This is a genomic window from Allorhizobium sp. DMC15, from assembly GCF_056314065.1.
The window spans coordinates 1159637-1176741 of sequence record NZ_JBQUZB010000001.1 but is presented as its reverse complement, the minus strand read 5'-3'; the positions used below and the strand labels follow the sequence as shown (position 1 = coordinate 1176741).

At 63.6% G+C, this 17105-nt stretch carries 23 protein-coding genes; 12 read left to right on the top strand and 11 right to left on the bottom strand.

Features of this window, described 5'->3' with window-relative positions:
• Positions 1 to 231: 231 nt before the first annotated feature.
• Complete coding sequence (locus ACT53S_RS05725; RefSeq protein ID WP_113379508.1) at positions 232 to 723, bottom strand: histidine kinase; 492 nt, start codon at positions 721 to 723, stop codon at positions 232 to 234.
• 492 nt (positions 724 to 1215) lie between these two features.
• Between ACT53S_RS05725 and ACT53S_RS05720 the strand changes: the two genes are divergently transcribed.
• The 3 genes from ACT53S_RS05720 to ACT53S_RS05710 all read left to right on the top strand — a co-directional run bounded on the left by ACT53S_RS05720 (position 1216) and on the right by ACT53S_RS05710 (position 2259).
• A complete protein-coding gene (locus tag ACT53S_RS05720; RefSeq protein WP_062275478.1) occupies positions 1216 to 1425 on the top strand; it encodes a cold-shock protein in 210 nt (69 codons plus the stop codon).
• Positions 1426 to 1663: 238 nt separating this feature from the next.
• Positions 1664 to 1909, top strand: a complete 246-nt coding sequence (gene rpsU, locus ACT53S_RS05715; RefSeq protein ID WP_113379579.1) for a 30S ribosomal protein S21 — start codon at positions 1664 to 1666, stop codon at positions 1907 to 1909.
• A gap of 119 nt (positions 1910 to 2028) precedes the next feature.
• Positions 2029 to 2259 carry a hypothetical protein gene (locus tag ACT53S_RS05710; protein ID WP_476066238.1) on the top strand — a complete coding sequence of 77 codons (231 nt, stop codon included), beginning with the start codon at positions 2029 to 2031 and terminating at the stop codon, positions 2257 to 2259.
• Between the two features lie 137 nt (positions 2260 to 2396).
• Here ACT53S_RS05710 and ACT53S_RS05705 read toward each other — a convergent pair whose 3' ends face one another.
• The 4 genes from ACT53S_RS05705 to ACT53S_RS05690 all read right to left on the bottom strand — a co-directional run bounded on the left by ACT53S_RS05705 (position 2397) and on the right by ACT53S_RS05690 (position 5115).
• Positions 2397 to 2957 (bottom strand): histidine phosphatase family protein, encoded by a 561-nt coding sequence (locus tag ACT53S_RS05705; protein WP_476066237.1) that lies wholly within the window; start codon positions 2955 to 2957, stop codon positions 2397 to 2399.
• 114 nt (positions 2958 to 3071) lie between these two features.
• Positions 3072 to 3848: a VOC family protein gene (locus ACT53S_RS05700; RefSeq protein WP_476066236.1), complete on the bottom strand. Its 777-nt coding sequence runs from the start codon at positions 3846 to 3848 to the stop codon at positions 3072 to 3074.
• Positions 3849 to 3880: 32 nt separating this feature from the next.
• The gene (locus ACT53S_RS05695; RefSeq protein WP_476066235.1) at positions 3881 to 4366 is read right to left on the bottom strand and encodes a DUF1579 domain-containing protein; all 486 of its coding nucleotides are present in this window, start codon (positions 4364 to 4366) and stop codon (positions 3881 to 3883) included.
• Positions 4367 to 4383: 17 nt separating this feature from the next.
• Positions 4384 to 5115, bottom strand: a complete 732-nt coding sequence (locus ACT53S_RS05690) for a DUF899 domain-containing protein (protein WP_113379500.1) — start codon at positions 5113 to 5115, stop codon at positions 4384 to 4386.
• Positions 5116 to 5165: 50 nt separating this feature from the next.
• Between ACT53S_RS05690 and ACT53S_RS05685 the strand changes: the two genes are divergently transcribed.
• Entirely contained in the window at positions 5166 to 5612 is a 447-nt protein-coding gene (locus ACT53S_RS05685) for a MarR family transcriptional regulator (protein ID WP_476066234.1), read from the top strand.
• A gap of 66 nt (positions 5613 to 5678) precedes the next feature.
• Positions 5679 to 6317 carry a glutathione S-transferase family protein gene (locus tag ACT53S_RS05680; RefSeq protein WP_476066233.1) on the top strand — a complete coding sequence of 213 codons (639 nt, stop codon included), beginning with the start codon at positions 5679 to 5681 and terminating at the stop codon, positions 6315 to 6317.
• A 112-nt stretch (positions 6318 to 6429) separates the two neighbouring features.
• Here the strand turns inward: ACT53S_RS05680 and ACT53S_RS05675 are convergent, their stop codons facing one another.
• Positions 6430 to 7386 (bottom strand): bifunctional helix-turn-helix transcriptional regulator/GNAT family N-acetyltransferase, encoded by a 957-nt coding sequence (locus tag ACT53S_RS05675; protein WP_476066232.1) that lies wholly within the window; start codon positions 7384 to 7386, stop codon positions 6430 to 6432.
• A gap of 148 nt (positions 7387 to 7534) precedes the next feature.
• Here ACT53S_RS05675 and ACT53S_RS05670 point away from each other — a divergent pair, with 148 nt between their 5' ends.
• On the top strand, positions 7535 to 8188 hold the full coding sequence (locus ACT53S_RS05670; protein ID WP_476066231.1) for a pyridoxamine 5'-phosphate oxidase family protein: 654 nt from the start codon (positions 7535 to 7537) through the stop codon (positions 8186 to 8188).
• A gap of 122 nt (positions 8189 to 8310) precedes the next feature.
• Here the strand turns inward: ACT53S_RS05670 and ACT53S_RS05665 are convergent, their stop codons facing one another.
• Positions 8311 to 8733, bottom strand: a complete 423-nt coding sequence (locus tag ACT53S_RS05665; protein WP_113379490.1) for an organic hydroperoxide resistance protein — start codon at positions 8731 to 8733, stop codon at positions 8311 to 8313.
• A 142-nt stretch (positions 8734 to 8875) separates the two neighbouring features.
• On the opposite strand from ACT53S_RS05665, the gene ACT53S_RS05660 reads away from it, so the two are divergent.
• The 4 genes from ACT53S_RS05660 to ACT53S_RS05645 all read left to right on the top strand — a co-directional run bounded on the left by ACT53S_RS05660 (position 8876) and on the right by ACT53S_RS05645 (position 12088).
• Complete coding sequence (locus tag ACT53S_RS05660; RefSeq protein WP_113379489.1) at positions 8876 to 9334, top strand: MarR family transcriptional regulator; 459 nt, start codon at positions 8876 to 8878, stop codon at positions 9332 to 9334.
• Between the two features lie 109 nt (positions 9335 to 9443).
• Positions 9444 to 10325, top strand: coding sequence for a class A beta-lactamase (gene bla, locus ACT53S_RS05655; RefSeq protein ID WP_476066648.1), 882 nt, complete (start codon positions 9444 to 9446; stop codon positions 10323 to 10325).
• On the top strand, positions 10322 to 10711 hold the full coding sequence (locus tag ACT53S_RS05650) for a hypothetical protein (RefSeq protein WP_476066230.1): 390 nt from the start codon (positions 10322 to 10324) through the stop codon (positions 10709 to 10711). Before bla ends, ACT53S_RS05650 begins: the two co-directional genes overlap by 4 nt.
• Positions 10712 to 10780: 69 nt before the next feature.
• Complete coding sequence (locus tag ACT53S_RS05645) at positions 10781 to 12088, top strand: DUF2254 domain-containing protein (RefSeq protein ID WP_476066229.1); 1308 nt, start codon at positions 10781 to 10783, stop codon at positions 12086 to 12088.
• Positions 12089 to 12168: 80 nt separating this feature from the next.
• On the opposite strand, the gene ACT53S_RS05640 is transcribed toward ACT53S_RS05645, so the two are convergent.
• From ACT53S_RS05640 to ACT53S_RS05625, 4 genes are all read right to left on the bottom strand, one after another.
• Entirely contained in the window at positions 12169 to 12876 is a 708-nt protein-coding gene (locus tag ACT53S_RS05640) for a L,D-transpeptidase (protein WP_113379485.1), read from the bottom strand.
• A 157-nt stretch (positions 12877 to 13033) separates the two neighbouring features.
• Positions 13034 to 13816, bottom strand: a complete 783-nt coding sequence (locus ACT53S_RS05635; protein ID WP_113379484.1) for a L,D-transpeptidase — start codon at positions 13814 to 13816, stop codon at positions 13034 to 13036.
• Between the two features lie 134 nt (positions 13817 to 13950).
• Positions 13951 to 14208, bottom strand: coding sequence for a cysteine rich repeat-containing protein (locus tag ACT53S_RS05630; protein WP_476066228.1), 258 nt, complete (start codon positions 14206 to 14208; stop codon positions 13951 to 13953).
• A 74-nt stretch (positions 14209 to 14282) separates the two neighbouring features.
• Positions 14283 to 14585: a hypothetical protein gene (locus ACT53S_RS05625; protein WP_476066227.1), complete on the bottom strand. Its 303-nt coding sequence runs from the start codon at positions 14583 to 14585 to the stop codon at positions 14283 to 14285.
• A 190-nt stretch (positions 14586 to 14775) separates the two neighbouring features.
• Between ACT53S_RS05625 and ACT53S_RS05620 the strand changes: the two genes are divergently transcribed.
• Complete coding sequence (locus tag ACT53S_RS05620) at positions 14776 to 15495, top strand: response regulator transcription factor (RefSeq protein ID WP_113379482.1); 720 nt, start codon at positions 14776 to 14778, stop codon at positions 15493 to 15495.
• On the top strand, positions 15495 to 16862 hold the full coding sequence (locus tag ACT53S_RS05615) for a sensor histidine kinase (protein WP_476066226.1): 1368 nt from the start codon (positions 15495 to 15497) through the stop codon (positions 16860 to 16862). The genes ACT53S_RS05620 and ACT53S_RS05615 overlap by 1 nt, the downstream gene beginning before the upstream one ends.
• The last annotated feature ends 243 nt before the right edge of the window (positions 16863 to 17105 follow it).

Sequence of the window (17105 nt, the reverse complement as noted above, 5' to 3'; positions counted from 1 at the left end):
AAAGGGGGCCGCCGGGGTGATTGGCGACCCAGCCGGCTCCGCCGTAAGGTCCAGACGGATTGTGGGCGGGCACTGCCCGTCAAGATGATCTATGGCCGCGGTTATGCCTTTACGGCGCCGGTTCTGTCGACCGCCGCCTGAAACGCACACGCCCCGCGTCGACGACGCGGGGCGAGCAGATTGGTCACAACACACTGCACGTCGCCTTCGCCACGTGCAAATACCTGTCGATCAGCCGGCGGGCTTGATCGAGGACAGGATCTTGTTGACTTCCGGGATGTTCTTTTCTTCGGTCTCGGCCGAGGCCCAGTAGGTGACGATCGCGATCTTCTCGGGCGAGAGGGTCACGATGCCCACGCCGATGGTGACCGGACCTTCCTTGTCCGTGCCCTTCCAGGACAGAGTCTCGTAGGGCATGCCGTTCTGCTCACCCTTCGCTTCGGTCTGGCTGGCCGGGTCCGGGGTCACGCCGTTTTCTTCGAGGAAGGCGAAGACGTCGCTGATGACCTTCTCCATGTCTTCGGCGCCGGCGACGTCGAAGGAGATGTAGGTGCCGTTGTCGGGCGAGTTGCCTTCGACGCCGTAGTCGGTCTCGGTCGGCTGCCAGTCATCCGGGATTTCGACGGTGGCGGCCGGCTCGTCCGAGGGGAAGGTAAAGGTGCCGGCGAGCGAGGTGCCGGCCGTCAGGAGGATGATTGCCGTGGTGGCAAGAAACTTGTTCATCGGATGTGCCCGTTGGTGAGAGATGGTCCAGCGCAGCCGCCTGCGGCCCTTCGGCCTCCAGACGCGTGCGCAGGCGGCTTCATAGCAGGTGTGTATGAAGAATCGTCGTACTCTTTTTGTAGAGACTCACAGTATTTGCAAAGTTATCGCGATAAGGTGAAGAAAAGACATATCCCGCAGAAACCTGCGGGTGAGGCGCATGTCATGGGCGCAACCGACTTTGCGCGGCAGGCTCATTGTGCTGGCGTATCAACGGTAAAGCCCTGATAACCGGCCGATTGGCTGCACCCTTTCCGTGACTGCCGGATCGGCGAACCGGCCGGTGGCGGATTTCCGCTTGTCACCACGGGGCTTAGTCCCTATATTGCTGGCATCGAAGATTGCGAGTGACTTTGTCTACGCGCCTCAAGCGCACGCCAGATTTCCTTCAACGTCGATATACCGCCGGTCGAATGTCTCGCCGGCAAGCCCAACGATTGAAAGGAAATCGTTATGAACACAGGTACCGTCAAGTGGTTCAACAGCACCAAGGGTTTTGGTTTCATCCAGCCGGATGAAGGCTCTGCCGACGTGTTCGTCCACATCTCCGCAGTTCAGCGCGCCGGCATGCGCGATCTGGTCGAAGGCCAGAAGATCTCTTACGATCTGGTTCAGGACAAGCGTTCGGGCAAGAGCTCGGCCGACAACCTGCGCGCCGCTTAAGGATTTGTCGCTCGTCTCTGGAACCGTCTTTCAGTCGGTGGTCGGGGTTGAGTGACGAGGAAAGGTCGGGTGTTGCCCGACCTTTTTTGTTTTGTCGATGGCCTCGCTGAAGGTCGTCGGGCAGCCCATTCCTCCCGATTTTTTCGGGATCTTCGCCGGGGCCTGGCGCGTTTGCCTTTCGTACCCCTCCTCCGAAACTCGAGATAAATCGGGCCCCAAGCCCGGAAAGGAAACGATCGTGCAAGTTCTCGTTCGTGACAACAATGTCGACCAGGCACTCCGCGTGCTGAAGAAGAAGATGCAGCGCGAAGGCCTGTTCCGCGAAATGAAGGCGCGCAGCGCATTCGAAAAGCCGTCGGAAAAGCGCGTTCGCGAAAAGGCGGAAGCCGTTCGCCGTCAGCGCAAGCTGGCGCGCAAGAAGATGCAGCGCGAAGGCCTGCTGCCGGCCCCGAAGAAGGCCGTCATGCGCGGCGGCGCTCGTTAAGCTTTCCAATTCATCCGTGCGCCCTCGGGCGCGCGGGTCATTCCCGCCCCTGATCCGTCTTGTCGGGGCACGCCATCGCCGGATGGCCGCTATGCACACGGCTGCAGGAAGAACAGGACATGACCGCCACCAAAGATACGTTTTTCAAGCCCGAGAAGGTTTCGCCGCAGGACAAGGCGGCGACAACCGACAGCGTCGCCCGTTCGCTGATCGAGGCTGAAGCCGTGGCGCGCGAAAAGAAGACCGAAGCGCTCCGGGCTCTTAGAATGGAGCGCGAGGCACTCGAAGCCGAGAACGCCCCGCCGCCGAAGAAGCGCGCCGTGAAGAAGGCTGCCGTCAAGCGCGGATGAGCGCTTCGCCAAGGGTATCCAAGCCTGACCATGCGACGGAGGCCGTCGCGCACCTCCGATCCATGCCGGCCGACCCAACGCTGCATTGCCGCGCGCTCTGCGCTGTTGCTTCTGCGTGGCACCACCTCACTTGATCTTCAAGTCGTGGCGTCTCTGCCGATGACTGTTACGCCCCCGGCCGAATCGAGCGACACCAAGACCAGTTCACCACTTTGCGGCACGACCGCGGTCAGGCCGGTCACGTTCACCTGGTGGGTGACGAGCACCAACGGCGCCGTGGTCGGCAGACTGGTCAGCCAGTCGCGCAGTCGCATCGTCTGCTCGCGACCGTCTTCCGGGGCGCCGAAAAAGGAGTTGAGCAAGGGCTGCTCCGTCACTTGTCCCAGCGCCAGTCCGGTCGCGGTATCGAGACACCGACACCACTGGCTGGAATAGATCCGCGCCGCAGCGACACCGTTTTGCCGAAACAGATCCCCGATCCGGCGCGCTTGCGCCCGGCCTTCCTCCGACAGGTTTCGTTGCGTGTCGCAGGCGCCCAGGCGGAAGCCTGGCGGATCCCCGGCTCCAGGCGCCGAGGCATGACGGAGAAGGACCATCGCCTGCCCGTCGCGCAAGGCGCCCCAGGGATTCGTGGCTGCGTGCGCCCGAGTGGCGAGCGCCAAGGCGGCAATGGCGAGGACGTGGCGGCGTAGAAGCATAGAGATATCCTGCCTGGTGTCGTGGGAAACACGCTACCCTTACGCGCGCAGGAGATGTCGTGGATCAAGGCTGCCGACCACGGTTGCGTGATCGGCAAGGCCTGATGATGCGCGTTACCGCGCGGCGGAGGTCAGGTTGAAATAGGCACCCTGCGGATCCTGGCAGGCGGCGATCCAGGAGCCGCCGGGGACCTGGTGGGGGCCCATGAGGATCTCACCGCCGAGCGCCTTTACCCGGTCGATCGCCGCATCGATGGCCGGCACGATGAAATAGAAGCCCCAATAGGGCATGGGCATTTCCGGGCGTTTGGTCATCATGCCGCCTATGCCGCGATCCCCCAGCTTGAAGGTCTGGTAGATGCCCATGGCATCCATGTCGACGGCCATGTCCTTTTCCCAGCCGAAGCGGGCGGCGTAGAAGTCCCAGACTTTTTCCCAGTCACCGGCCATCAGCTCGTTCCAGCCGACCGTGCCGTTGCTGCCGGGGGTCGGCCAGCTGCCGGTTTCGCCATCCGGCATTTGCGGTGTCATGATGCAGACGACCGCGCCCTGGGGATCGGCGACCACGGCGAAACGTCCAATGCCGGGGATATCCTCCGGTGCGCGGTGGATCGCGCCGCCTTCGGCTTCGTATTGGGCGGCTGTCTGATCGACGTCATCGACGGCGATGTAACCGGTCCAGTTGGGTGGCAGGCCTCCCGCCGCCATTTCGGATGTCAGTTCCATCATGCCGGCCACACCGGAGGGGAAGCCCGGAACGGCAAAGGTGGTGTAGGTGAAGCCCGGCATCTCCATGTCGGTCGGCTCCCAGCCGAGCAGCGGGCCATAAAAGGCCTTGGCCGCAGCCGGATCGGGTGTCATCAGTTCATGCCAGATGAATGCGCCATGCATATGCAGTCCCTCTCGTTTCATCCTGCCCGGCATCAGCCGATGCGTTTTGCTTCGCTGCTCATGAAGGTCTTGAACGTGCCGTCCGGCTGGCGGACGCTGCCGGAGAACGTTCTCCTGTCATCATCGATGAAGTGGATGACATCGCGGTAAAGCTCGGTGCGGGACGGATCCTGCATGCTCGGGCCTTCGGCCTCCAGAACGAGGGTCTGGCCGTCGTCCTCCAGCCAGCCCTTGTAGACCCAGAACTTGTCCATCATCGAGCCGATCCAGCTGCCGACGTAGTGGCCAAGGCGCGGGTCGTAACCGAGGGTCATGATCATGGTGGCCGTGTCGTCCCCCATGCCCCCCTGTCCTTCGGCGACGACCCAGAGGCCGCCGACGGAGCGGACCGTCTCGGTCCAGCGCTTGAGGGTATCCTCTGGATCATAGCCCTCCATGCCCGTCGAGGTGATGTAGAGCCATTCGCCGACGAGACGATCGAGCACGCGATGATGCTCCGTAGGCTTCGGAAATTCCATGGTTTGTCCTCCCTAAGTTAGTGGCAGCAACCGGATTTTTCCGCGGCCTTTGGTGCATATTCGTCCTTGCGCTTGACGAAACTCAAGGTGCCGGTCTCGTTGCGTCCAAGCGGCGCGTGGTCGAGGATCATCAGGGTGCCGAGCGCCTCCTCGCCGCCACGGGCATATTGGGAATAGGTGTGAAAGATCTCGCCCTTGTCGTTGCGGTAGAAGGCCGACAGGCCGGGCAGTTCGTCGAAGGCCTGTTCGCTCGGAGTCTGGCGGAAATTGTAGTTCACCGAACCAGAGGCGAGCTGCTCTTTCGTGAAGGAGACGTGGAAGTCGTAGTTGAAATCGCTGCCTGCGGACGAAACCCAGGGGAAGTGCCAGTTCATCCGGCGCTTATAGGCTTCGATCTTCTCAAGCGGCGCGCGGGACACGGTGACGAAGGTGACATCGTGATTGTTCAGATGTGGCAGCATGCCGTCGATGTGATCGGCGAAGAATGAGCAGCCCTCGCAGCCGGCGTCCCAGTCGGGATGGAACATGAAATGGTTGATCATCAGCTGGCTGCGGCCATCGAAGAGATCGGCAAGCGAGACTTCGCCCTGCGGAGACCGAAAGCGATACTCCTTCTCCACCCGCACCCAGGGGAGCGCCAGGCGCTCGGCATTGACGCGATCACGCTGGCGGGTGAGTTCCTTCTCCTTTGCCAGTAAGGCCTTGCGGGCCTCGAGCCACTCCTCCCGCGAAACAACGGAATATTCCATTTTTTTGATCCTCCTCTTGACATATAGGTTGATATCAACATATTTACCCCATGTCAAATGGGCCACTGATTCCCTACTCCACCACCCTTCACGTGCGCGATACGTGCCTGTGCCTGCATGCCCAGCGGGCGGCGCGGGCGCTGGCGCGCCGCTTCGACGCGGCCCTGAAGCCCACCGGCCTGACGAACCAGCAGTTTTCCCTGATGATGGCACTGAACCGGCCGGAACCGCCGAGCATGGGCCCTGTTGCCAGGCTTCTGGCCATGGATCGCACCACCTTGACCGCCGCGCTGAAGCCACTTGCCGCCCGGGGATGGGTGACGGCGGAACCGGATCCGAAGGACAAGCGGGGCAAGAGGCTGAGCCTCACGGCTGCGGGTGCTGCCGCCTTGTCGAGTGCCGTGCCGATCTGGAAACAGGTCCATGGCGAGATAGAAGCGGGCATGACAGGGGATCCGCAGGCACTGCGCCTCGGACTGCTGGAGGTGAGTGCCTGACCGCCCGCCGCCTGGCAGCACGGGAGAGACGCAAGGAAACCGGGCGATGCGCCCAGAGAGGATCTCATGACAGCGATCACCCTGACGACTTACGACTGGGTCCCGGACCTGCCGCGCGGCTATGTGCGTGACCTCAGGATTCGCTGGGCGCTGGAGGAAGCCGGTCTGCCCTACACAGTGGCCAGTACCCCGTTTCGCGACCGCGATGCGCAACACCTCGCGCACCAGCCCTTCGCACAAGTTCCCTGGCTCTTTGACGACGGCATATCGATCTTCGAGAGCGGTGCCATCCTGCATCATCTCGGCACGAAGAGCGACCGGCTGATGCCGAGCGCCCCGGCGGATCGGGCAAAGGTGACCGCGTGGTTGTTTGCGGCGCTCAATTCCGTCGAGGCGGCAAGCCTGCCGTGGTCGATCCTGACGTTTTCGCCACCGGAAGGAGGCATTCCATCCTCGATCACCGGATTTTTGACGGCGCGGCTTTCGCGGATGGAGGCGGTTCTCCGCCCCGGCGCGTGGCTGGCCGGGTCGTTCTCCGTAGCCGACATTGCCATGGCGGATGTGCTCAGGCTCGTGGATCGTCTGGGTGGCCTCGCCGACCACCCCGCCTGCCGGGCCTATGTCGCCCGCGCCGTGGCGCGACCTGCGTTCCAGAAGGCGCATGCCGACCAGATGGCGCATTTCGCTGCAGCGGATCGGGGGTGACGGGGGCGCTCGATCGCCCCGCAACCGCGCCCCGTTGACGATGAAGGTCGTCAGCGCGACCTACGGCAGACGGCGATCCGCCCCCGCTGCCGAAGCCCCCGAAGCAACAGGTCTAGGCTGTCGAATGCGCCCCTGCCCCCAGCCTGACAAACCTTTGCTCCAGAACCTCGCTGCCCCATTGTGCGCCGCGGCGCTCCTCCGCGAGGCGGAAACCGTGCGCTTCGTAGAGATGGCGGGCGGCGCTCAGTCCGTCGAAGGTCCAGAGATGCGTTTCTCCAAAGCCGCATCTATCGACGAAGGCGAGCGCCTGAGCCAGCAAGCGGCGGCCGAAACCGGTGCCGCGAAGGCGGTCGTCGAGAATGAACCAGCGGAGATGCGCCAACCCGGACCCGAGATCCTGGCCGTCGATGGCAATCGAACCAAGAATGTAATCGGCGCGCGTGACGGTCCAGATCTCATTGAGTGGATGTTCTAGCCGGTTGCAGAAGTCCGAGAGGCCGCCGGCCACGACTGCCTCGAACGATCGGCCGAAGCCGGCGGTGCGTGCGTAATAGTCGATGTGCAGACCGGTGACCCCGGCGATCAAACCCGGACGATAGCCGGCAACGATCTCGACGCTGCCCTTGGCGTCGCCCTGCCCCGGTGCCAGCGCCTGTGCGTAGAACGAGAGACCATCGAGCACGGTGCGGTGATGCTGCGGATCCAGCCGGTCGAGAGCGCCGGCCACCTGGGCGCGCGCGAAGGCGTGGATTGCTGCGACGCGGCGACTGCCCTCCTCCGTCAATACCAACCGCTTGCTGCGCCTATCTGCCAGATCTGGGGTCTCGCGCAGATCGCCCGAGAGCACGAGTTTGCGCAACAGCCGGCTGACACTGGACTTGTCGAGGCGCAACAGATCGCAGAGCGCGGCAGCAGTGAGGCCCGGCTGCGATTCGATCTCGATCAGGGCATGCACGGAGGATGGCGGCAGGTCGGTGCCGGCAAGGGCGCCGCTCATAAAGCCGAGGGCGCGCACAAGTTTTCGCGATTCTGCGCGGATGTCATCGATCAGGACGGTTGAGATCGACATACAATGTCCTTTTGTTGCATGATGCAACTATATACTTCTGCGGCAGATCTTCCAACCCTGCCTCACGTGCGGTTGATGCAGAGGCACAGGCGTGTTAATGCTGAACATGAGGTACGTACCTCAGGAATAGCAAGGGGGGAGCGGTCGCATGGCAGAGGGTTATCAGGTACAACCGGATCACGCCGTCAGGGATGAGGCCCGGCTCAGGGCACTGTTCGAACCGACGCATGCGCTGGCGGTCACCAAGTGCCAGAACCGGCTCGGCGTGCATTCAGAGGCATTTATCCGCCGCTCGCCGTTCGTCTGCATTGGCACACAAAGCCCTGAGGGCAAGGCCGATGTCAGCCCGCGCGGCGACCCGCCGGGGTTCGTCGAAATCCTTGATGCGCGAACCATCGCCATTCCCGACCGGCCGGGAAACAACCGGCTCGACACGCTTTCCAACATCGTCGCCAATCCGTCGGTTGGACTGCTGTTTGTCATTCCCGGCTTCGACGACACGCTCAGGCTGAACGGTCGCGCGACGCTCAGCACAGAGCCTTCGCTTCTCGCGCGTATGGCGGTCAACGGAAAGCTGCCCAAGCTTGCGATCGTGGTTCATATCGACGAGGTCTTTCTGCATTGCGCCAAGGCCTTTCGTCGCTCACAGCTTTGGGACCCGGCCGCACAGCAGGACCGCCGGGAACTGCCGTCGCTGATGAAGTTCATTCTCGACGAAACGAGCGGAGCGCCGGAGGATGCAGACGAGATGCGCAAGCTCGACGAGGGCCTGGAGCAGGCGTATCAGAGCTCGATGTATTGAGGCGCATGCCATCAATCCGTGGGCGGACCGGACGCCCAGCCGCTGACGTTTCCCGACGCAAAAAGGCCGGCACAGTGGCCGGCCTTTCGCGGTGGATCATGTCTTTGCGTGTGCCCTGAGGCTTAGCGGACCGAGACCGGCACTTCGGTCGAGGTGCGCATGGCGTGGCTGTAGGGGCAGACGATATGGGCTGCCGCTGCGAGGCGCTCAACGGTCTCGCGGTCAAGGCCCGGGACTTCGACGGTGAGCTTCACTTCAATGCCGAAGCCGGTGCCGTCTTCGCGCGGGCCGATGCCGACATCGGCATGAACCTTGGCGTCTTCCGGGATTTTCACCTTTTCCTTGCCGGCGACGAACTTCAGTGCGCCCAGGAAGCAAGCGGAATAGCCGACCGCAAACAGCTGCTCGGGATTGGTGCCGGTCGCGCCGTCGCCGCCGAGTTCCTTCGGGGTGGTCAGCGTGACGTCGAGAACGCCGTTGTCGGTGACGCCGTGGCCGGAGCGGCCGCCAGTGGCATGGGCATGTGCGGTGTACAGGATTGCCATTTCGATGTTCTCCTTGTTTGCGAGGCGATGGTTACTTATATAGTCCACAATTCGATTGTGCGCAATTTATTTTTGCGCATTGCATGTCGGAAGGCTTTTCGCCATTGTCGTCAACACTCTATCGTCTGGAAGTGACCTTACCATGACCAGTGATCTGGACCTGGAAAAAGAGCTCAGGCTCGACAAACAACTCTGTTTTGCGCTTTACGGCGCAGCGCATGCCTTTACCCGTGCCTACAAGCCGCTGCTTTCGCCGCTTGGTCTCACCTATCCGCAATATGTGGTGATGATGGCGCTCTGGGAGCAGGATGACTTGCCGGTGAAGGGGCTCGGGGAAAAGGTCGGGCTGGATTCGGGCACGCTCTCTCCGCTCCTCAAACGGCTGGAGCAGATCGGCTATGTCTCGCGCCGGCGGGACGAGGCCGACGAACGCCAGGTCTTCATTACGCTGACTGCAGAAGGCCGTGCGCTGAAAGCGCGGGCGGTCGACGTGCTGCGCGCCATCGGCGGCCAGACCGGCTGCGACATCTCCGAGATCGAGACCCTGCGCGATAGCCTGAAGCGGCTGAAGATGCAGCTTGAGGTGATCGACGCGCCGTAAGGTTCCGAGCGCAGGGGCTGCACGATACTGTGGACGGTCACAATCTCGCCTGCTCTGCGTCGGCTTTGCGGTGCATGGGATCAGGCTCACAGCCTGGAGATTGCCGATGATGCCGCCGCCCCCTCGCCCGCGATTTTCCCTGACCGTCGCCCTTGTCCTCGCGGCGGCGACAGCCCTGGTGCAGCCCCTTGCTGCACGCTCCGCCGAAGACCCTGTCACGGCCGCCGCGCTAGGGATCGAGGCAAAGCTCGGCGCGCGACTGGGGCTTATGGTGGTGGATACCGAGACGGGCCGCCAGTGGCAGCACCGTTCCCGCGAGCGCTTCGCGATGGCCAGTACATTCAAGGCGCTGGCCTGTGCGGCTCTTCTTGATGCGGGCGAGACGGTGCAATCAAGGTCGATGACCATTGAGAAGCAGGATCTGCAGGACTATTCCCCCGTCACCGATCAAAGGGTCGGTTCGCAGATGACGGCGGCCGAGCTCTGCGCTACGACCTTGCGCACCAGCGACAACACGGCTGCGAACCTCGTCCTCGCCGCCTTGGGCGGGCCGAAGCGGGTGACATCCTTCCTGCGCTCCATCGGCGACACGGTCACGCGGCTCGACCGCACGGAGCCCATGGTCAACGAAGCGAGGCCGGGCGATCCGCGCGACACGACGACGCCCGAATCCATGGCGCAGAGCATCGGTGACCTGGTGCTGGGTGACGCCCTGAGCGCCGATGCACGCCGCCAGCTCACCCGATGGATGGAGGCCAATGACGTGGCCGACAGGCTGTTGCGGGCGGGTGTTCCGCAGGACTGGCGGATCGCTGACCGCACAGGCGCCGGCGGACACGGAACGCGTGGGATCGTCGCCGTGATGTGGCCACCGCAGCGCAAGCCGGTGATCGCTGCGATCTATCTCACTGAAACGGACGCTTCCCTGGCTGAGCGGGACGCGGCCATTGCCGAGATCGGACGGGCGATTGCGGCCGAGGTGGCGCGATGAGGGGCGGCAGTGACCCGGTGAACGGCAGCATCGGCCGGGCCGTCCGGCTGGCGGTGGCGCTGGCGTTGGGCCTTGTGGCGGTCACGGCCGCCCGGGCGGAAGACGAGGCCGGGGAGACACCGTCCACGCGTTCGGCCTGGCAGGTCGAAAAGTGCGAGGTCTTTCGGCAGGCTTTCACCGAGATCGTCGAACATGTCGGACGAGAGGGCGTGTCGGCATCGTTTCTCGAGCGCAATACCGAATTCATTGACAGCGGATGCCTTGCCGCCGTCGACGCCTGTCCGCAGACCGACAAAGACATCGAGATCGCCAATGGTCTGACGATCGCGACGATGAATGCGGGTGCGGCGAGTTCCTTCAGTCCGTTTCGCTGTCGTTCAAAATGAGGCTGCGCGACGCTTGCCCCCTCTCTCTCCGCAGCCGGATCGATTGCCGGACTGGCGCGTTGTGGAACAATGGACAAGACCCGCAATTTCCTCGCCCTGATGAAGGGCAAGCTATGGCTTATGCCGCTGATCCTCACCGCAGGATCCGCCCTCCTGGCGGTGATCCTGATCCTCTACGGCAACCGCCTCGCCTCCCCCGGCGAGGGAAAGCTGTGGTGGCTCTATAACGGCGATGCCGAGACGGGGCGGCAATTGCTGAACAGTCTCCTCTCCGGCCTGATGACCATGACCTCGCTGGTCATATCCGTCACCTTTGTGATCCTGACGCTCGCGGCAAACCAGCTGGGGCCACGGCTGATCTCGCGCTTCATGGCCGACCGGCAGATCCAGACGGTGCTCGGCCTGTTCATCGGCACGATCCTCTACTTGATCCTGGTTCTGCGCAGCGTCACTGATACGCTCGGCGCCGAAGGGGTGCCGCATCTGGCGATCACCACCGGCAGCGTGCTCACCGTGCTGTGCCTGTTGGCCCTTCTGTTCTACGTGCATAAAGTCGCGCGCTCGATCATTGCCGACAACATGGTGAACGCGCTCTACAGCGACATGCTGGAGACAATGGATAGCGTCCTACCACCGAGGGATAGGCCAAAACACGAGCCGCCCCTCGCCCGTTTTTCGGGTCCCGCGCACGCGATTTCGCTTGGAACAGTCGGGTATGTACAAGTGGTCGACTACGACGGACTGCTCGACCTTGCGGTTCGCCACGATCTCCGCATCGCTGTGCATGTACGGGCGGGACAATATCTGCTGGCGAAGGGCGAACACGTCAGCGTCTTCGCGGCCGAGGCACCGGAGGAGGATATTCTGACGGCCATGCGTTCGGCCTTCACCATCGGGTCCGAACGGACACCGGCGCAGGATCTCGAATTCGGCATCCGACAACTGACGGAAATTGCGGTCCGGGCGCTTTCGCCGGGGATCAACGATCCGTTCACGGCCCTTGCAGTCATCGATCGGATCAGCGCCATCATCGAAAGCCAGATCGGCAGGGCTGTACAGCCGACCGAATATCACGACGAGGAGGACACGCTGCGACTGATCGTCAGCCGGACCGATCTCCGGCGCTTGATGGATGCCGGACTTCGGCCCATCCGTCAGGCCGGTGCGGACCATCCGGCGATCCTCACGCGCATGGCGATCCGGCTCGCCGATCTTGCCGGTTCCGTCCGCATCGAGGCCGAGCGCACGGCGCTCGCCGCGCAGGTCGAGGCACTGGCCCAGGCTGGCGAGGCCTGCACCTGCATTGCCATGGACCGGGACGAAATCCGCGAGCATGTCCAGACAGCACGCAGCCGCATTGCCGATCGCCAGACATGACAAAGGCCCTGCCAGCGAAGGCAGGGCCTTGAAATATCCATCCATCACCGGCGTGAGGCCGTGTGCGGGACAGTCACCGACTACTGCCGGACGACGATCTTCGCCTTGGTCGGCACGCGTTCGTAGAGATCGATGATGTCGTGGTTCAGCAGGCGCACGCAGCCTGACGAGACGGCCTTGCCAATCGAGTTCCATTCCGGATTGCCGTGCAGGCGGTAGAGCGTGTCCTGGCCGTTCTGGAAAATGTAGAGCGCGCGGGCGCCGAGCGGGTTCATCAGGCCCGGCGGCATGCCGCCATTGCGCGAGGAATACTGCTCGAGTTCCGGCTGACGGGCGATCATTTCATCCGGCGGGGTCCATTTCGGCCACTTCTGCCGCCACTGGATGACGCCGGCGCCGCCCCAGGCGAAACCTTCTCGGCCGATGCCAACGCCGTAGCGCATGGCCGTGCCACCCGGCTCGACCAGATAGAGGAAGCGGCCGGGGGTGTCGACGACGACGGTGCCGGGGGCCTCACCCGTGGGGTCGATGACCTGCTGGCGGTAGAATCGCGACGGGATCTTCCAATAGGGAACCGCCGGAATGACATAACCGCCGTCGTAGATCTCGCCATACATGGCATCGAGTTCGGGGGTGCGGCCTGCGGGGGCTGCCGGAATGACCGGGCCATCAAGGCGGACACCAGGCGGGAGCGGTCTGGAGGTGGAGCAGCTGGCGAGCAGGCTCGCGGCGCCGAGACCCGTCAGGGACAACAGGGAACGGCGCGTCAGGGGATGTGCGGGGGACATGGGGTCAAAGATTTCCTGTGGCAAAGCGGCGGACATAAGACGCCGGGGGCGACGCTTTGTTCCGCGATGGTGCGATGCAAACAGGAAAGGAGCCGTTAACGCAACCGCCTGCCCCCTTCACGTTTTGGAGAGAGGGGAAGGTCGCAAATGAGTGTCGCTAAATGACAACAATCGGCGTGCGGTCCGGCACGCGGTCGAACAGATCGATGACATCCTGGTTGAACATGCGCACGCAGCCCGAGGACGTGGCCTTGCCGACCGACTGCCAGTCGGGCGTTCCGTGGACGCGGTAGAGCGTGTCCTTGCCATCCTGGTAGATATAGAGCGCGCGCGCGCCAAGGGGATTGTTCAGACCGGCAACCAGGCCGCCGCGCTCGGCGGAGACGGTCTTCAAACCCGGCTGACGCTCGACCATCTCGTCCGACGGCGTCCAATGCGGCCATTTCTGCTTGCGCTGGATGACGCCCCTGCCCGACCAGGCAAAACCGGCCTTGCCGAGACCGACACCATAGCGGATCGCCTTGCCGCCCGGTTTGACCAGATAGAGGTAGTGCGCCTTGGTATCGACGACGATGGTGCCCGGCGCTTCCGCAGTCTCGTAGGAAACCTCACTGCGCAGCATGCTCGCATTGACACGATCAAGCGGGATCGCCGGCAGCGTGTGGCCGTCGTCGGACATCACGCCATACATGACCCGGTGCAACGGGTTGGAGACCGGCAGTCCATAGGTCTGGTGGAACTGGGTCTGATAGAGGTCGCGCTTGCGCGGTGCCGTCTGATCGGCGGCCGGTGGGGTGCGGGCCGGATCGTACCAGACCGGGGCCACCTCGTCCTGGAAGACGTCGATGTTCATGCGGCTGGTATCCTGCACCAGAATGCAGCCAGACAGCGACGCCGTCAGCGCCGTGCCAAGACCGAGCGCCAGAGCACGTCGCGCCATCGAAGACTGCGGCCGCGCTGAAGAAGAGCTGGAAAGCTTGGACATGCTGCACCCGATCACATGGAAGTCGTTGGCCGCACCCTGTCAGGCGCGGCTGGCGCGAAGCTTATGTCGGGGTGCTGTCAGAACCGGGATCAGGGCTGGCGTGCAGCCTCGAGCGTCGTGCGGCATTCCGGCTTCAGGTCTGCGCGGTGGTCCGAGAGGCAGAGAAAGATGCGGCCCTCGCCGCGTTTCACATTCGCGCAGAAGCGTTCGATATCCGGGCGACAAAGGCGGGCGGCCTCCATCAGCTTGGCGCGGCCCTCGGGCGTGAGGGTCAGACCCTGCTGGGCAGCTGCGGACGCGGCCGTGGCGGCAAGAAACAAGAGGGCGGCGGGGATGAATGACGGCATGGGGGTCTCCAGAGAACGGGAACAGAGAGACCGGACGGCAAACTTGGGGAGAGAGCCGTCCGGCCGGGGCAGCATCAGCGGTGAACGCTGCCCGTGACGGTGGCGGATCCGCCGTTGGAGCCGCTGTAGATCTTGGTGCGGGTGCAGTTCTGGCGGTTTGGGTCGCAGGTTACCGTCGTGTTGGCATTGAGGCTTGCGCCTTTGGGCCCGGTGCGCACGGCACTGCGCGTGCAGACGCCACCACTGCAATTGCCGGAGGCGCTGAAATGCGAGGAGCCGTGAGGCGTGGTGACAGTGCGGTTGCGGCTCCAGGCTGCGGCTTCGGAGACGAAAGCGAGGCTCATCAGGGCGGAAAGCAGAAGAGCGGTCTTGGTCATGGAATCAGTCCTCGTTGCAGGTGAACGACGCGGCGGGGGCGCAGGGTGCGGGGCGGTGGGGTATAAGCGCCGCGTCGTCGAGGATGAGAATGCGGGCGGTATTTTTCCCGCCGATGAACCGAATGTAGCAATTTGTATCAAGGCGGCGTCGTGGCTTGATTTCAGCCAGAGGCGCCAGCATGCTTTGCCCATGTCGCACCCCGCCGCCTCCATTCTGCTCGTCGATGACGACCCTGACATCCGCGAACTCGTCGGCGCCCTGTTGGCACGCGAAGGTTTTACCGTGATCCCGGCCGAGAACGGCCAAGCCATGGATGCCTCTCTCACCCGCGGCCTGCCGGACCTCGTCATTCTCGATCTGATGCTGCCGGGAGAAGACGGGCTATCCATCTGCCGGCGGCTGCGCGCGACCTCGGCGGTTCCAATCCTGATGCTGACGGCAAAGAGCGACGAGACGGACCGGGTGGTCGGGCTGGAACTCGGGGCGGACGATTATCTGAGCAAGCCTTTCGGGCCACGCGAACTCCTGGCGCGCGTGCGGGCGTTGATCCGGCGGGCCGGACTGAACCGCGTGCTGCAGCAAACCAAAGTCCGGCGCTTCGCGTTCGACCGTTTCATCCTCGACCTCGATGCCCGCATCGTCACCTTCGAGGACCAGCCGGCGGGGCTGACAAGCGCCGAATTCGACCTGCTCGCCTGTTTCGTCGAGCATCCGCGCCGGGTGCTGTCGCGCGACCAGATTCTCGATTACACCCATGGCCGACAGTCCGATCCGCTCGACCGGACCGTGGACATCCTGGTGTCGCGGCTGCGGCGCAAGCTGGAGACGCTCGATCCGGAGAGCCGGTTGATCACCACCGTGCGCAATGGCGGCTATCTGATGACGGCCACGGTGCGGCAGGTGCCCTGATGGAACGGTTTGGCCTTTCCGCCCGATTGGTCGCGATCGGCGTCAGCGCGCTTCTCGTCCTCTGGCTGGTCGTGCTCGCCATTTCCTATCGCGGCAATGCGGAGAGCAGCCCGAACCCGACGCCGGAGCGACTTGCGGCGCTGGTGACTCTGCTGTCACGGACAGAGCCTTCCGCGCGTGACATGGTGCTGGCCGCCGCCGGAGGACCGCAACTGGCACTCTCGCTGCACCCAGCCGCGCAGACGGATGCACCGGCGGATGCACCGGCGGGCGAAGGCCGCGACGTGACCGCACGCGCCGACCTCGCCGCCTATCGCCAAGCCTTGGGGCCGGACCTTGTCTCAATCCGCATCGCCGACCTGCCAGACAACCGGCCGCGGCTTCTGAAGGTCTTCCGACGCGATCCCCTGCCGCTTTCCTTCGATATTCGCCTCTCCGACGGCACGATCCTGACGGCGGAGGGGCGGATGCCGCCGGGACTGACACTCTACGGACTGCCCGTCGGGCTGGGCGCGGGCCTTCTCGGCACCGTGCTGGCGCTGGTGGTGCTGGTTCTCGTGCAAAGGGAGATCCGGCCGCTGGTCACGCTGGCCAGGGCAGCGGACCGCATGGATCCGGGCGGGCCACCCGTCCCGCTTCCTTCGACGGCAGGCCGCAACCCGGATGTGCGCCGGCTGATCCTGGCCTTCGGGCGACTACAGGATCGGCTGCAGGCTCTGATGAAGACGCGGCTTGCTCTCATTTCCGGCGTGCAGCACGACGTCCGCTCCTTTGCGACGCGGCTTCGGCTGCGGGTCGAGGCGATCCCCGAGGCGCGCGATCGGGATAGGGCCATCCGCGACATCGAGGACATGATACGACTGCTCGATGACGCGCTGCTCAGCGCGCGCAGTGCGCAGGGAAGCCTCGACGAGGAACTGATCGACCTTGTGGAGTTCCTGAAGGGCGACGTGGGCGACATGCAGCGCAGCGGATTGCCGGTTACGCTTCTTTCTCTGCCGTCTGGCGAAGTGACGGTGCTCGCGGACCGGCTGGCGCTGCGGCGCATGGTCGGCAATCTCGTCGACAATGCGGTGAAATACGGCGAGCGCGCAGAGGTCGGCCTGTCTGTTGACGGTGCTTGGGCGGTGATTGCGGTTACCGACGAGGGGCCCGGCATGGAGCCCGGTCGAAGTCTCGAACTGATGGAACCCTTCGCCCGGGGCGAACCCTCCCGCGCACGACAGACAGGAGGAGCAGGGCTCGGCCTCTCGATCGTGCGGACGCTGGTGGAGGCGCATGGAGGCTCGTTGACGATGGAAAGTCCACATTCGCGCTCCGGGCGCGGCACCATCGCATGCCTGCGACTACAAGTTTTTGCAGTGTGACTTTTCGCAATGGAATTCGCCCATAGGTAGACGAAACCGGCTGAAACCCAAAAAAGATCAAGGTTCTCCGGCGAGAAACCTTCAAATTTTAAGTAAATCTTAGTCGTGAAATATGAAATTTGAGCATCGACTCAACCTGGGGGTAAGTTTGACGATGCTCAACAATGTGAAAATTGGCCATAAGATATTTGGCGGATTTGGTGTGGTCCTTTCGGTGCTCTGCGTTGTGGCAGGAAGCGGGAT

Bases quoted from the DNA above. Each gene is read 5' to 3' on its own strand.
- ACT53S_RS05725 (WP_113379508.1), bottom strand. From the start codon at position 723: ATGAACAAGTTTCTTGCCACCACGGCAATCATCCTCCTGACGGCCGGC.
- ACT53S_RS05720 (WP_062275478.1), top strand. From the start codon at position 1,216: ATGAACACAGGTACCGTCAAGTGGTTCAACAGCACCAAGGGTTTTGGT.
- ACT53S_RS05710 (WP_476066238.1), top strand. From the start codon at position 2,029: ATGACCGCCACCAAAGATACGTTTTTCAAGCCCGAGAAGGTTTCGCCG.
- ACT53S_RS05705 (WP_476066237.1), bottom strand. From the start codon at position 2,957: ATGCTTCTACGCCGCCACGTCCTCGCCATTGCCGCCTTGGCGCTCGCC.
- ACT53S_RS05700 (WP_476066236.1), bottom strand. From the start codon at position 3,848: ATGCATGGCGCATTCATCTGGCATGAACTGATGACACCCGATCCGGCT.
- ACT53S_RS05695 (WP_476066235.1), bottom strand. From the start codon at position 4,366: ATGGAATTTCCGAAGCCTACGGAGCATCATCGCGTGCTCGATCGTCTC.
- ACT53S_RS05690 (WP_113379500.1), bottom strand. From the start codon at position 5,115: ATGGAATATTCCGTTGTTTCGCGGGAGGAGTGGCTCGAGGCCCGCAAG.
- ACT53S_RS05685 (WP_476066234.1), top strand. From the start codon at position 5,166: ATGTCAAATGGGCCACTGATTCCCTACTCCACCACCCTTCACGTGCGC.
- ACT53S_RS05680 (WP_476066233.1), top strand. From the start codon at position 5,679: ATGACAGCGATCACCCTGACGACTTACGACTGGGTCCCGGACCTGCCG.
- ACT53S_RS05675 (WP_476066232.1), bottom strand. From the start codon at position 7,386: ATGTCGATCTCAACCGTCCTGATCGATGACATCCGCGCAGAATCGCGA.
- ACT53S_RS05670 (WP_476066231.1), top strand. From the start codon at position 7,535: ATGGCAGAGGGTTATCAGGTACAACCGGATCACGCCGTCAGGGATGAG.
- ACT53S_RS05665 (WP_113379490.1), bottom strand. From the start codon at position 8,733: ATGGCAATCCTGTACACCGCACATGCCCATGCCACTGGCGGCCGCTCC.
- ACT53S_RS05660 (WP_113379489.1), top strand. From the start codon at position 8,876: ATGACCAGTGATCTGGACCTGGAAAAAGAGCTCAGGCTCGACAAACAA.
- bla (WP_476066648.1), top strand. From the start codon at position 9,444: ATGCCGCCGCCCCCTCGCCCGCGATTTTCCCTGACCGTCGCCCTTGTC.
- ACT53S_RS05650 (WP_476066230.1), top strand. From the start codon at position 10,322: ATGAGGGGCGGCAGTGACCCGGTGAACGGCAGCATCGGCCGGGCCGTC.
- ACT53S_RS05645 (WP_476066229.1), top strand. From the start codon at position 10,781: ATGGACAAGACCCGCAATTTCCTCGCCCTGATGAAGGGCAAGCTATGG.
- ACT53S_RS05640 (WP_113379485.1), bottom strand. From the start codon at position 12,876: ATGTCCCCCGCACATCCCCTGACGCGCCGTTCCCTGTTGTCCCTGACG.
- ACT53S_RS05635 (WP_113379484.1), bottom strand. From the start codon at position 13,816: ATGGCGCGACGTGCTCTGGCGCTCGGTCTTGGCACGGCGCTGACGGCG.
- ACT53S_RS05630 (WP_476066228.1), bottom strand. From the start codon at position 14,208: ATGCCGTCATTCATCCCCGCCGCCCTCTTGTTTCTTGCCGCCACGGCC.
- ACT53S_RS05625 (WP_476066227.1), bottom strand. From the start codon at position 14,585: ATGACCAAGACCGCTCTTCTGCTTTCCGCCCTGATGAGCCTCGCTTTC.
- ACT53S_RS05620 (WP_113379482.1), top strand. From the start codon at position 14,776: ATGTCGCACCCCGCCGCCTCCATTCTGCTCGTCGATGACGACCCTGAC.
- ACT53S_RS05615 (WP_476066226.1), top strand. From the start codon at position 15,495: ATGGAACGGTTTGGCCTTTCCGCCCGATTGGTCGCGATCGGCGTCAGC.